Below are 13,429 nucleotides of genomic sequence, written 5' to 3'. Positions count from 1 at the left end.
CATTTATCTCGCTTTTCATCAGACATCATTGGTGCCCCGCCTGGCTTAATTTACCTGATAATAACCTCGCCAGATAGCGAGTTTTGACTGACCGCAAGGCCGAAAATAATTAATTTTTACTCTGCAACGCAGCAGGAAGCGGTAAATAAGCCCGCCGATACAGCCGCCGGCAATCGGCCCCCGCCAGAACAGCCAGAGCTGCTGCAGCGCCCAGGTTCCCTGAAAAAACGCAACCGCCGTACTGCGCGTCGGGTTGACCGACGCATTAGTTACCGGAATAGTGATGAGATGGATTAGCGTCAGCGCCAGACCAATAGCGACTGGCGCAAAGCCCGCGGGCGCTTTTTTTGTCAACTGCGCCCTGACTAACGATCAGCAAGAATGCGGTCGGCACCCGTTCGATCATAACGGCTGACTGCAGAGAATAGCCGCCTGGCGAATGCTCGCCAATGCCATTTGAGGCGAAGCCGCTGGTGATAAGATAAAGCACCCCGGTCGCCGCCATTACCCCTGGTTTCTTGCAACCTTGTCGCGGACGTAAATAGCCAGCCTGCCGCCATAAACAAAAAGGATTAACAATCGCCGGCCCTGGCGTTTAAATAACGTATTTCGGTCTGCGCTCATCCGCGCTTTCTCGCCAGGCTAAAAATCGGCAAAAAAATACCCTGAATAAACAGGGTAAGTTTTAAAAAGCCAAAAACACAAAGACTACATTTTGAAGAGGTTGTTTGAGCCGGGTCACTTAACAACACACGCCGCTAATAATAATCATTCCTGCGTTTTATTTTATGATCCTGGTCAATTTTAACCGGCCAGGCCTTTCGTCATCTTTCTCAAATGAGAAGATTTGTTGCGAGTGCATAATTAATTATTCCTTACGCGGTAAGAAAGCGAGTTAACGCTGACAATAAAGCGAGCTATTCCACGATTAACCGGCCATGCAAAGGCTGCAGCGGTCGGTTATTACTCGACTTCAGCGCCTGGCGGAAAGCGTCCAGCTGCGCCTGCGACAGGGTAACGGGCTGTTTCATTACCAGCCAGCGCAGCCCTTCGCTGCACGGCGGCGTCGTCAGGGAGCCGCTAAAGCGATAATAGTGCAGGTCGTCGGGAAAGAGCGGACGGAGATCTACCCGCTTGTCGACGGCCACGGGGTGATTAAGCTGCGTCGGAATCACGGCCAGAATCGGGTTAAGCGCCGGGTTCTCTTCCCCGACCTCAAACATGACGGCCACTACCGCCAGCTCGCCCGCCGCATTGCTGTGGACGAAATGCGCCTCCAGCGGAAAGCTGCGTCCCTCTATCTGGTTCTCGCTTGGGGTATGGAAGTGATACTGCTTCAGCTGAAAGATTTCGCCGTCGAGCCTGAAATCATCTTCATCATCCACGCTGACCTGAATAGTGTGTCCATTGTTCACCAGCGTTTCGGCAGAGGTGTGGAACTCCAGACCCAGCGGCGGCAGCTTGCCGTCGATGGCGTTTTTAATATCGATCGGCGACTGGAACTGACCATTGTGGCAGGTCTGATAATCCGCCGCCAGCTCGCCCCAGTGCGCCGGTCCCGCTTTGCCCTCGTAGCTCCAGTGCGGCGTCGACGCGCAGGCGGCGCCGATAGCGCTCAGCACCATTAGCAGCGCCGCCAGTCTGGTTATTTTCATCGATTGTCTCCCTTTATCATTAAATATCATTGTCGCCCGGCTATTTTATTCCCCTCCGGTTTGCCGCAACAAGGCGCTTATATACGCGGCCGCGTTAAAGAGAGTCCAGAATGACGATAGCGCGGCGGCATATTAATCAGCATAAAAAAGGCTCACGTCAGTGAGCCTGTCTCGATGACGACTGATTATTAATTGAGGCGCGCCGCATCAGCCTGCGCCTGGGACAACTCTCTTTTTGCCGACTCCACCTTTAATTTTTTCTCTTCTACCTTGTGCGTTTTTTTAGAAATCTTATCCAGCCGCCCGTCTGCTTTCGCCTCTTCCAGCTCCTGCTGCGCTTCCTGCAGTTCAAGCTCCGCCTTTTTCACCTTTAGCTGCTGTTTGCCGACATCCTGATTCGCTCGCCGCGCCTGACGATCCTCGGTGCAATAAGTTTTCACCTTATCTCTGGCGATATTAAGTCGGGAGAGTTCTGCTCTGTTGTCATATTTTTTAGCCTGCTCAATTTTAGCGTTCAGCGCGGAAAGTTGATCGCTGCAGGAATCAGCAGCCGCAAAAGCGAACAGCGGCGCGGCCGCAAGAAATAATACAGCCATTTCCTTTTTCATATATAGGTTAACTCCTTGTTAAAAAAGCATATATGGATTTATCCGCCGCCACTATAACCTGGTTTTGATGGTAAAAAGCAGAGTCGGACGTGAATAAAAAAGAGGGGAAAGTAAAAAAGATTCATTTCTGGCTGACGCTATTTATTCCCGGCGCGCAGGAAATCGCGCATGGCTTTACAGAGCGGCAGACGCAAGAAAAAGAGAGGTTTAGTTAACAGCAGGGAAAGGCATCGGGGAAAAGCGCGGTGGGGAAAAACTCCGATCGCCACAGGGGCGATCGGAGAGAGGCAGATTACATATTTTCGATGATAGCGTCGCCAAACTCTGAACATTTCAGCAGTTTAGCGCCTTCCATCAGACGTTCGAAGTCATAGGTCACGGTTTTGTTAGCGATTGCGCCTTCCACACCTTTAACAATCAGGTCGGCCGCTTCGAACCACTGCAGGTGACGCAGCATCATCTCTGCGGAAAGAATAACGGAACCTGGGTTCACTTTATCCTGACCGGCATATTTCGGCGCGGTGCCGTGGGTCGCTTCGAACAGCGCGCATTCGTCGCCGATGTTCGCGCCCGGTGCGATACCGATGCCGCCAACCTGCGCTGCCAGGGCGTCGGAGATGTAGTCGCCGTTCAGGTTCATACAGGCGATAACGTCATACTCCGCCGGACGCAGCAGGATCTGCTGCAGGAACGCATCGGCAATCACATCTTTCACGATGATATCTTTACCGGTGTTCGGGTTCTTAATCTTCATCCACGGGCCGCCGTCCACCAGCTCAGCGCCGAACTCTTCTTTCGCCAGCTGGTAGCCCCAGTCTTTGAACGCGCCTTCGGTGAACTTCATGATGTTGCCTTTGTGCACCAGCGTCAGCGAGTCGCGGTCGTTAGTGATCGCATACTCAATCGCTGCGCGCACCAGACGTTTGGTGCCCTCTTCCGAACACGGCTTCACGCCGATGCCGCAATCCTGCGGGAAGCGGATTTTCTTCACGCCCATTTCGTCGCGCAGGAACTTGATCACTTTGTCCGCTTCGGCAGAACCGGCTTTCCACTCGATACCGGCGTAGATATCTTCTGAGTTCTCACGGAAGATCACCATGTCGGTATCTTCAGGACGTTTAACCGGGCTCGGCGTGCCTTTGTAGTAGCGAACCGGACGCAGGCAAACGTAGAGGTCGAGCTCCTGACGCAGCGCCACGTTCAGAGAACGGATGCCGCCGCCGACCGGCGTCGTCAGTGGGCCTTTAATGGCGACGCGATACTCTTTGATCAGGTCGAGGGTTTCCTGCGGCAGCCAGACGTCCTGGCCGTAAAGCTCTACCGATTTCTCGCCGGTGTAGATCTCCATCCAGGAGATTTTGCGCTCGCCGTTGTAGGCTTTTTTCACCGCAGCGTCGACGACCTTCAGCATCACCGGAGAAACGTCAACGCCGATGCCGTCACCTTCAATGTAAGGAATGATCGGGTTATTCGGCACATTGAGCTTGCCCTGATCCAGGGTGATTTTCTGACCTTCCGCCGGAACAACTACTTTGCTTTCCATTAACCTCTCCTGGGCGTTTTGTTAATAAATTGTAAGATGTGTAGCCATGATACTTGAATATTTACGCCGCGCCAATCGTCACTGTTTCGCGTTATAATGCGCCGATTGTCACCGACTGCAAAGCTCATGCGAAAAAGTTCTCAGCAAATTCACCAGCATAAACGCCCTGACCGCGCGCCACGCGGCGCTCAGCGCAAACCGCCGCGCGCGCGCGGACCGCGACGCGTCATATTATTTAACAAACCATTCGATGTTCTGCCACAGTTTAGCGACGAAGCCGGCCGCCAGACGCTGAAGGATTTTATCCCGGTCGCCGACGTCTATGCCGCCGGTCGTCTGGACCGCGACAGCGAAGGCCTGATGGTGCTGACCAACGACGGCGCGCTGCAGGCCGCGCTCACCCAGCCCGGCAAGCGCACCGGCAAAATTTACTATGTTCAGGTCGAAGGCGAGCCGCAGGAAGCGGATCTGGCGGCGCTGCGCAGTGGCGTTAATCTGAAAGATGGCCCTACGCTGCCTGCAGGCGTCGAAAAGGTCGACGCGCCCCTCTGGCTATGGCCGCGCCAGCCGCCGATCCGCGAACGTAAAGCGATTCCCACCAGCTGGCTGAAGGTGACGCTCTACGAGGGCCGCAACCGCCAGGTACGCCGTATGACGGCGCATATCGGCTTTCCGACTCTGCGCCTGATCCGCTATGCGATGGGCGACTATCGGCTCGACGCCTTAGCGCCGGGCGAGTGGCGTGAAATCACCGATACGGCGTAGGCATCGACGCGCTTTTCGATAACGTCAGGTTAACAATCCCGGAGGATCGATGTTTAAACCTCATGTCACCGTCGCCTGCATCGTGCAGGCCGAAGGCGAACTGTTAGTGGTGGAGGAGCGGGTGCAAGGCCGCGCCACCTGGAACCAGCCCGCCGGTCATCTTGAAGCGGACGAAACGCTGCTGGAGGCGGCGCGGCGCGAACTGCGCGAAGAGACCGGCCTTGAGTGCGCGCTCGGCTATTTCCTCGGCGTCCAGCAGTGGATCGCGCCGGACAATACGCCTTTCGTGCGTTTTCTGTTTGGCGTCGACCTGCCGGAAAAGCGCGCGACCGCGCCGCAGGACAGCGATATCGACCGCTGCTGGTGGCTTACGCCCGAGCAGATTATCGCTGCAGATAACCTGCGTTCGCCGCTGGTCGCCGAAAGCGTCAGGCTGTGGCAACAGGGCGCGCGCTATCCGCTGCATCTGATCGCGCCGTTCCAGTGGCCGTTTCGCGAGGGTGCGCGCCACGCCGACGCGTGATAGAATATGCCGCCTGTTTTTTTATCGTAATCAAGAGTGCGTCATGTCTGACAACAGCCAGAAAAAAGTGATCGTCGGTATGTCCGGCGGCGTCGATTCTTCCGTTTCCGCCTGGCTCCTGCAGCAGCAGGGCTATCAGGTAGAAGGCCTGTTCATGAAGAACTGGGAGGAAGACGACGGCGAGGAGTATTGCACTGCCGCGGACGATCTGGCGGACGCGCAGGCGGTATGCGACAAACTCGGCATCAAGCTGCATAAAATCAACTTTGCCGCAGAGTACTGGGACAACGTCTTCGAGCACTTCCTCGAAGAGTACAAAGCGGGCCGCACGCCCAATCCCGACATTCTCTGCAACAAAGAGATCAAATTCAAAGCCTTCCTTGAGTTCGCTGCGGACGATCTTGGCGCGGACTACATCGCCACCGGCCACTACGTGCGCCGCGCGGACGTCGACGGCAAAAGCCAGCTGCTGCGCGGCCTCGACGGCAACAAAGATCAGAGCTACTTCCTCTATACGCTGAGCCACGAACAGATCGCCCAGAGCCTGTTCCCGGTAGGCGAGCTGGAGAAGCCGGAGGTGCGCCGCATCGCCGAAGAGCTCGATCTCGTCACCGCGAAGAAAAAAGACTCCACTGGCATCTGCTTTATCGGCGAACGCAAGTTCCGCGGCTTCCTCGGCCGCTATCTGCCGGCGCAGCCGGGCGCGATTGAAACCGTAGACGGCCAGGTGGTCGGCGAGCATCAGGGGCTGATGTATCACACGCTGGGCCAGCGCAAAGGGCTGGGCATCGGCGGGCTGAAAGAGAGCAACGACGATCCCTGGTACGTGGTGGATAAAGACGTGGCGCGCAACCGCCTGATCGTGGCGCAGGGTGCCGACCATCCGCGTCTGATGTCGGTGGGCCTTATTGCCCAGCAGCTGCACTGGGTCGATCGCCAGCCGATCGCCGCTCCGCTGCGCTGCACGGTGAAAACCCGCTATCGCCAGACGGATATTCCCTGCGAAATCGTGCCGCGCGGCGACGATCGCATCGAAGTGCGCTTCGACGCGCCGGTCGCGGCGGTGACCCCCGGCCAGTCCGCCGTGTTCTATCTCGGCGACGTATGCCTCGGCGGCGGCATTATCGAAGAGCGCCTGCCGCTTAGCGCTGACTAAGTCGGCGTGGCTGACGCGTAGACAGGAGTAACCGTGGCTAAAAATTATTACGATATTACGCTGGCGCTGGCGGGCATCTGCCAGGCGGCGCATCTGGTTCAGCAGCTGGCGCATCAGGGCCAGTGCCAGCCGGACGCGCTTAACGTCTCGCTGCGCAGCGTAATCGATCTCAACCCCGGCTCGACGCTGGCGGTGTTCGGCAATGACGAAGCTAACCTGCGCCTCGGGCTGGAAACGCTGATGGCGGTGCTCAACAGCAGCAGCCGTCAGGGCATGGGCGCGGAGCTGACGCGCTACACGCTGAGCCTGATGGTGCTGGAGCGTAAGCTGAGCGGCAACAAAAGCGCGCTTGACACCCTGGCGCAGCGCATCGGCCAGCTCGATCGCCAGCTGGCGCACTATGAACTCGGCTCGGAAACCATCACCAGCGCCATGGCGGCGATCTACGTCGACGTCGTCAGCCCGCTCGGCCCACGCATTCAGGTTACCGGCTCGCCCGCCGTGCTGCAGAATCCGCTGCTGCAGAGCAAAGTGCGCGCCACGCTGCTGGCGGGCATTCGCGCCGCCGTGCTGTGGCAGCAGGTCGGCGGCGGCCGCTTTCAGCTGATGTTGTCGCGCCAGCGTTTGCTGCGCGAGGCGAAAACCATTTTATCCCGGCTCTCTCCGGCTTATTAAGCCGGCGAAGTCCATACTGTTAACGATTCAGGAGTTGCACTGATGGAATTATCCTCTCTGACCGCCGTCTCACCCGTCGATGGTCGTTACGGCGATAAAGTCAGCCCGCTGCGCGCGATTTTCAGCGAATACGGTTTGCTGAAGTTCCGCGTCGAGGTTGAAGTACGCTGGTTACAGAAACTGGCGTCCACCGCAGAGATCAAGGAAGTTCCTGCATTTGACGCTGACGCAAACGCTTTCCTCGATGCAATCGTCGCTAATTTTAGCGAAGAGGATGCGGCGCGCATCAAAACCATTGAGCGCACGACCAACCATGACGTAAAAGCGGTCGAATATTTTCTCAAAGAGAAAGTCGAAAGCATACCGGCGCTGCACGCGGTGTCGGAATTCATCCACTTCGCCTGCACCTCCGAAGATATCAACAACCTGTCGCACGCGCTGATGCTGGAAAGCGCGCGCCGGGACGTGATCCTGCCCTACTGGCAGCAGATTATCGACGCGGTTAAGCGCCTGGCGCACGAATACCGCGATATTCCCCTGCTGTCGCGCACGCACGGCCAGCCGGCTACGCCCTCTACCATGGGCAAAGAGATGGCGAACGTCGCCTACCGCATGGAGCGTCAGCAGCGCCAGCTGAGCAAAATCGAGATTCTGGGCAAGATCAACGGCGCGGTGGGCAACTACAACGCCCATATCGCCGCCTATCCGGAAGTGGACTGGCACCAGCTGAGCGAGCAGTTCGTCACCTCGCTGGGCATAACCTGGAACCCCTACACCACCCAGATCGAGCCGCACGACTATATCGCCGAGCTGTTCGACTGCATGGCGCGCTTCAACACCATCCTGATCGACTTCGATCGCGATATCTGGGGCTACGTCGCGCTCAACCACTTCAAACAAAAAACCATCGCGGGCGAAATCGGCTCCTCCACCATGCCGCACAAGGTCAACCCGATCGATTTCGAAAACTCCGAAGGCAATCTGGGCCTGGCGAACGCGGTGATGCAGCATCTGGCGAGCAAGCTGCCGGTTTCGCGCTGGCAGCGCGACCTCACCGACTCAACGGTGCTGCGCAATCTCGGCGTCGGCGTCGGCTACGCGCTGATCGCCTATCAGGCGACGCTGAAAGGCATTTCCAAGCTGGAAGTGAACCGCGAGCGTCTGCTGGACGAGCTGGATCATAACTGGGAAGTGCTGGCGGAGCCGATCCAGACCGTGATGCGCCGCTACGGCATCGAGAAGCCTTACGAGAAGCTGAAAGAGCTGACGCGCGGCAAACGCGTCGACGCGGCGGGCATGCAGACCTTTATCGACAGCCTCGCGCTGCCGGAAGAGGAAAAGACGCGCCTGAAGCAGATGACGCCGGCTAACTATCTCGGCCGCGCCGTGCAGATGGTCGACGACCTGAAATAAGCGCAGACGCAGGCGGGCCGGATCCGCCTGCGTTAAGCTGTTGTTTAAATGTTTTTGCGTATACTTTATCTTTACTTAAATGCTCTGGGAGTAAGGAAAATCCATGCGTGTTTTGGTTGTGGAAGATAATGCTCTGCTGCGCCATCATCTTGCGGTTCAGCTGCGCGAGATGGGCCATCAGGTAGACGCCGCAGAGGACGCTAAGGAAGCCGACTATTTTTTACAGGAGCATCTGCCCGATATTGCGCTGGTCGATCTGGGCCTGCCGGATGAAGACGGCATGTCGCTGATCCGCCGCTGGCGCGGTCAGTCGGTGCGGCAGCCGATTCTGGTGCTTACCGCGCGCGAAGGCTGGCAGGCCAAAGTCGAAGCGCTGGAAGCAGGCGCCGACGACTACGTTACCAAACCTTTCCATATTGAAGAAGTGGCCGCGCGCCTGCAGGCGCTGATGCGCCGCAACAGCGGACACGCCTCGCAAATCATCGATATGGCGCCCTTTCAAATCGATCTCTCGAGTCGCGAGCTGACTATCCACGGCCAGCCGGTGAAGCTGACCGCCTTTGAATACACCATCGTCGAAACGCTGATCCGTAACGCGGGCAAAGTGGTGAGCAAAGACTCCCTGATGCTGCAGCTCTATCCCGATGCCGAACTGCGCGAAAGCCATACCATCGACGTGCTGATGGGCCGCCTGCGTAAAAAAATTCAGGCGCTGCATGCGGATGAAGTGATCACTACCGTACGCGGCCAAGGATACCGCTTCGATCTCTGATGAGCTGGTTTCAACGTTACCGTCCTCTGTCGCTGCGCGCCCGCTTTTTGCTGGCCTGTTCCGCTATCGTGCTGTTTCTCTCGCTCTCCTACGGTATGGTGGCGGTGCTCGGCTACGTGGTCAGCTTCGATAAGAATACCTATCGCGTGATGCGGGGCGAAAGCAATCTCTTCTTTACCCTGGCGCAGTGGCAAAATAACCGCCTGACCATCGCGCAGCCGGAGCGCATGACGCTTAACTTCCCGACGCTGGTGTTCATCTACGACGAACAGGGCAAGCTGCTGTGGCAGCAGCGCGACGTGCCGGAGATCCGCGCCAAAATCCAGCACCAGTGGCTGCTGAAGCCCGACTTCTACGAAATCGACACCAGCAATCGCACCAGCGCCATGGCGATTGGCAACGATCTGTCGGCGCAGAAGCGGCTGCACGCCATCGATAACGACAGTAACGACACCTTTACCCACTCCGTCGCGGTCAACCGCTATGACGCCACCACTAACCTGCCTGCGCTGACCATCGTGGTGGTGGACTCGATTCCGCAGGAGCTGCAGCATTCGGACGTGGTCTGGTCCTGGTTCAGCTACGTGCTGGCCGCCAACCTGATTCTGGTAATCCCGCTGCTGTGGCTGGCCGCGCACTGGAGCCTGCGCCCGATCGGTCATCTCGCCACGCAGATACGAGAACTGGAAACCAGCCAGCGCGAGAATCTCGACGATGCGCCGCCGCAGGAGCTGCGCAGTCTGGTGCGCAATCTCAATCTGCTGCTGAGCAACGAGCGCCAGCGCTATACGCGCTACCGCACCACCCTTTCCGATCTGACGCACAGCCTGAAAACGCCGCTGGCGGTGCTGCAAAGCACGCTGCGCTCGCTGCGTAACGGCAAGGATCTCACCATCGAGCAGGCCGAGCCGGTGATGCTGGAGCAGATCAGCCGTATTTCGCAGCAGATCGGCTACTACCTGCACCGCGCCAGCATGCAGGCGGACCACAACCCGCTGCTGCGCGACCTGCATCCGGTGTCGGCGCTGCTCGACAGCCTCTGTTCGGCGCTCAATAAAGTCTATCAGCACAAAGGCGTGGAGATTACGCTGGACGTGTCGCCCGAGGTGACCTTTATCGGCGATAAAAACGATTTTATGGAAGTGCTGGGCAACGTGCTGGACAACGCCTGCAAGTATTGCCTGGAGTTTATCGAGGTGAGCGCGCGGCAGACCGACCAGGCGCTGCATCTGTTTATCGACGACGATGGCCCCGGCATTCCCGAAAGCAAGCGCGATCTCGTCTTCGTGCGCGGCCAGCGCGCCGATACGCTGCGCCCCGGCCAGGGGCTGGGCCTGGCGGTAGCGCTCGATATTCTGGAGCAGTATAAGGGCCAGATTATCGCCACATCCAGCTCGCTGGGCGGCGCGCGTATGGAAGTGATCTTCCGCCAACAGGAAGTCGAACATCGCCGCGAGTAGAAAGGCGCGCAGGCTGTTATACTTGGCTGCATTTACAGCCCTGCATGGAACGACCCTATGGACTATCAGCTCGATCTTAACTGGCCCGACTTTATTCAGCGCTACTGGCAAAAACGCCCGGTGCTGCTTAAGCGCGGTTTTAAAAACTTTGTCGATCCCATCTCTCCTGACGAGCTGGCCGGACTGGCGATGGAAAATGAGGTGGACAGCCGTCTGGTCAGCCATAACGACGGCAAGTGGCAGGTGAGCCACGGTCCTTTCGAAAGCTACGATCACCTGGGCGAAAACAACTGGTCGCTGCTGGTGCAGGCGGTGAACCACTGGCATGAGCCCTCTGCGGCGCTGATGCGCCCGTTCCGCTTTTTGCCTGACTGGCGCATCGACGATCTGATGATTTCGTTCGCCGTGCCGGGCGGCGGCGTCGGCCCGCACTTCGATCAGTACGACGTGTTTATTATTCAGGGCACCGGCCGTCGGCGCTGGCGCGTCGGCGAGAAAGTGCCGATGAAGCAGCACTGCCCGCATCCCGATTTGCTGCAGGTGGAGCCGTTCGACGCCATTATCGATGAAGAGATGGAGCCTGGCGATATTCTCTATATTCCGCCGGGATTCCCGCATGAAGGCTATTCGCTGGAGAACGCCATCAACTACTCTGTCGGCTTCCGCGCACCGAGCGGCCGCGAGCTGATCAGCGGCTTCGCCGACTACGTGCTGGCGCGCGAGCTGGGCAGCTATCGCTACAGCGATCCTGACGTGCCGGCGCGCGACTGCCCGTCGCAGATTCTGCCGCAGGAGATCGAAGGCATTCGCAAGGTGATGCTCGACGTGATCGACCAGCCGGAGCATTTCGCCAGCTGGTTCGGGGAGTTCATCTCCCAGTCGCGTCATGAGCTGGACGTCGCGCCGCCGGAGCCGCCCTATCAGCCCGATGAGATTTACGATGCGCTGCAGCAGGGCGATACGCTGTCGCGTCTTGGCGGCCTGCGCGTGCTGACTATTGGCGACGCGGTATTTGTCAACGGCGAGCGCGTCGAGTGTTCGCAGCCGGAAGTGCTGAAGGCGCTGGCGCGTCGTCAGACGCTGAGCCTGGAGGATTTCGGCGAGACGCTGGATGACCCGTCGCTGCTGGCGCAGCTTGCCGCGCTGGTTAACGCCGGGTACTGGTACTTTGGCGACGCTGAGTAGAACCACCAGACGACTCAAAAGCTAAAACGCGGGTGGCGTGGAGCGAAGAGCAAAGCGTCCCGCGCCAGGGATAAAAACGCCGGGAGCGTTTTTAAACAACGCAGCGCGTTGGCCCGGTAACGGGCGCACCTCAGGGATGAGGTGCGTCGCTACGCGGGCCGAGCGAGCAGGGATGCGTTTAGCGACTTTGCGAGCGCTCCACGCCACCCGCGTAAGCGCTGCGCCTACTGACGGAGACGTTTTTTACCCTTTTCTCTCCGCCGCCAGCTCCGCCAGCCGTACAATCACATCCACCGACTGCGCCATAATATTGAGCGAGGCGAACTCGTGCTTGCCGTGGTAGTTATAGCCGCCGGTAAAGATATTCGGGCACGGCAGTCCTTTCCACGACAGCGCGGAACCGTCGGTGCCGCCGCGAATCGGCTTCACCTTCGGCTCGATGCCGCAGTCGCGCATCGCCTGCAGCGCCAGCTCGATAATATGCGGGTGCGGCTCCACCTTCTCGCGCATGTTGCGGTAGCTGTTGGTGATCTCCACCGTGACGGTGCAGTCTTTATGCAGCCCGGCGTTAATGCGCTCGGCAATCGCCGTCAGCACCTGTTTGCGCTGTTCAAACGCGTCGGTGTCGAAATCGCGGATAATGTACTGCAGCTCGGCGTGCTCTACCGTGCCCTTGATCTGATGCAGATGGTAAAAGCCCTCGTAGCCGTCGGTAAACTGCGGGCGCTCTTTCGCCGGCACTTCGGCATGAAACGCCGTCGCCACATCGAGCGCGTTCACCATCACCCCTTTCGCCGAGCCGGGGTGCACGTTATTGCCGACGATCTTCACCACCGCTGAGGCCGCGTTGAAGTTCTCATATTCGAACTCGCCGAGATCGCTGCCGTCGATGGTATAGGCCCAGTCGGCGGCGAAACCCTCGACGTCGAAGTGCGAAGTGCCGCGGCCAATCTCTTCATCCGGAGTAAAGGCGACGCGAATGGCGCCGTGCGGAATATCGCTTTTAGCGAGGCGCGCCATCGCCGTCATGATCTCGGCGATGCCCGCCTTATCGTCGGCGCCAAGCAGCGTCTTACCGTCGGTGGTGATCAGGGTATGGCCGATCAGCTTATGCAGGATCGGGAACATCACCGGCGACAGCACCTCTTCGCCCGTGCCGAGCGCGATATCGCCGCCGCGATAGTTCTCAATAATCTGCGGGTTCACATTCTTCGCGGTAAAATCGGGCGACGTATCCATATGCGAGATAAACCCGATCACCGGCGTCGGCCAGTCGACGTTGGCAGGCAGCGTGCCCATCACGCAGCAGTGATCGCTGAGCGAGACGTCGATAAAACCAAGCGCAATCAGCTCTTCCTGCAGCTTGCGCGCCAGCGTCCACTGCCCTTCGCTGCTGGGCACCTGACGCGCCTGCGGTTTTGCCTGCGTCTCTATCGCCACGTAACTTAAAAAACGTTCAAGTAACTGATCCATATGCCATCCTTCAAGAGAAGCCGACCATCATTATCAATAGTCGCGTCCGACGCATGTTGCGTCATATCATTATCTGACAGGTTAACCCGCCCCGCGCGTTTGCAGAAGAAACTTTTAACACAGCTGGTAACATCAGTGGTCAGGTTGGCGGATAACGGCCCGATCGCCTCTTTTCACCGCTAAAACATGGCATTGCCCTGT

General features: G+C 58.2%; 13 protein-coding genes and 1 pseudogene. 9 read left to right on the top strand and 5 right to left on the bottom strand.

The window, feature by feature from the left end; all coding sequences use genetic code 11:
• Positions 1 to 126: 126 nt before the first annotated feature.
• From HA46_RS00415 to HA46_RS00405, 3 genes and pseudogenes are all read right to left on the bottom strand, one after another.
• Positions 127 to 511: pseudogene (locus tag HA46_RS00415) on the bottom strand (aquaporin); the annotation flags it as partial.
• A 406-nt stretch (positions 512 to 917) separates the two neighbouring features.
• Positions 918 to 1,655: a carbonic anhydrase gene (locus HA46_RS00410; RefSeq protein ID WP_084881856.1), complete on the bottom strand. Its 738-nt coding sequence runs from the start codon at positions 1,653 to 1,655 to the stop codon at positions 918 to 920.
• Between the two features lie 188 nt (positions 1,656 to 1,843).
• Complete coding sequence (locus HA46_RS00405) at positions 1,844 to 2,263, bottom strand: DUF1090 family protein (RefSeq protein ID WP_033789613.1); 420 nt, start codon at positions 2,261 to 2,263, stop codon at positions 1,844 to 1,846.
• 89 nt (positions 2,264 to 2,352) lie between these two features.
• On the opposite strand from HA46_RS00405, the gene HA46_RS21410 reads away from it, so the two are divergent.
• A complete protein-coding gene (locus tag HA46_RS21410; protein WP_275452029.1) occupies positions 2,353 to 2,478 on the top strand; it encodes a hypothetical protein in 126 nt (41 codons plus the stop codon).
• A gap of 77 nt (positions 2,479 to 2,555) precedes the next feature.
• Here the strand turns inward: HA46_RS21410 and icd are convergent, their stop codons facing one another.
• The gene (icd, locus tag HA46_RS00400) at positions 2,556 to 3,806 is read right to left on the bottom strand and encodes an NADP-dependent isocitrate dehydrogenase (protein WP_033789611.1); all 1,251 of its coding nucleotides are present in this window, start codon (positions 3,804 to 3,806) and stop codon (positions 2,556 to 2,558) included.
• Positions 3,807 to 3,902: 96 nt separating this feature from the next.
• Here icd and rluE point away from each other — a divergent pair, with 96 nt between their 5' ends.
• The 8 genes from rluE (at position 3,903) to HA46_RS00360 (ending at position 11,755) form a co-directional block, all read left to right on the top strand.
• A complete protein-coding gene (rluE, locus tag HA46_RS00395; RefSeq protein ID WP_033789608.1) occupies positions 3,903 to 4,571 on the top strand; it encodes a 23S rRNA pseudouridine(2457) synthase RluE in 669 nt (222 codons plus the stop codon).
• A gap of 49 nt (positions 4,572 to 4,620) precedes the next feature.
• Positions 4,621 to 5,094 (top strand): NUDIX domain-containing protein, encoded by a 474-nt coding sequence (locus HA46_RS00390; RefSeq protein WP_033789606.1) that lies wholly within the window; start codon positions 4,621 to 4,623, stop codon positions 5,092 to 5,094.
• Between the two features lie 43 nt (positions 5,095 to 5,137).
• Complete coding sequence (gene mnmA, locus HA46_RS00385; RefSeq protein WP_084881855.1) at positions 5,138 to 6,250, top strand: tRNA 2-thiouridine(34) synthase MnmA; 1,113 nt, start codon at positions 5,138 to 5,140, stop codon at positions 6,248 to 6,250.
• A 33-nt stretch (positions 6,251 to 6,283) separates the two neighbouring features.
• A complete protein-coding gene (hflD, locus tag HA46_RS00380; protein ID WP_033789604.1) occupies positions 6,284 to 6,925 on the top strand; it encodes a high frequency lysogenization protein HflD in 642 nt (213 codons plus the stop codon).
• Positions 6,926 to 6,967: 42 nt separating this feature from the next.
• Positions 6,968 to 8,338 carry an adenylosuccinate lyase gene (gene purB / locus HA46_RS00375; protein WP_033789603.1) on the top strand — a complete coding sequence of 457 codons (1,371 nt, stop codon included), beginning with the start codon at positions 6,968 to 6,970 and terminating at the stop codon, positions 8,336 to 8,338.
• Between the two features lie 103 nt (positions 8,339 to 8,441).
• Positions 8,442 to 9,110 carry a two-component system response regulator PhoP gene (gene phoP / locus HA46_RS00370; RefSeq protein WP_033789602.1) on the top strand — a complete coding sequence of 223 codons (669 nt, stop codon included), beginning with the start codon at positions 8,442 to 8,444 and terminating at the stop codon, positions 9,108 to 9,110.
• Positions 9,110 to 10,570 carry a two-component system sensor histidine kinase PhoQ gene (gene phoQ, locus HA46_RS00365; protein WP_084881854.1) on the top strand — a complete coding sequence of 487 codons (1,461 nt, stop codon included), beginning with the start codon at positions 9,110 to 9,112 and terminating at the stop codon, positions 10,568 to 10,570. Before phoP ends, phoQ begins: the two co-directional genes overlap by 1 nt.
• A 57-nt stretch (positions 10,571 to 10,627) precedes the next feature.
• Positions 10,628 to 11,755, top strand: coding sequence for a ribosomal protein uL16 3-hydroxylase (locus tag HA46_RS00360; RefSeq protein ID WP_084881853.1), 1,128 nt, complete (start codon positions 10,628 to 10,630; stop codon positions 11,753 to 11,755).
• A gap of 243 nt (positions 11,756 to 11,998) precedes the next feature.
• Here HA46_RS00360 and pepT read toward each other — a convergent pair whose 3' ends face one another.
• Complete coding sequence (gene pepT / locus HA46_RS00350) at positions 11,999 to 13,228, bottom strand: peptidase T (protein WP_033789598.1); 1,230 nt, start codon at positions 13,226 to 13,228, stop codon at positions 11,999 to 12,001.
• Between the last annotated feature and the right edge of the window lie 201 nt (positions 13,229 to 13,429).

This window comes from Pantoea septica, from assembly GCF_002095575.1.
GTDB classification, from domain to species: Bacteria; Pseudomonadota; Gammaproteobacteria; order Enterobacterales; family Enterobacteriaceae; genus Pantoea; species Pantoea septica.
This window is presented reverse-complemented; position numbering and strand designations above follow the sequence as displayed.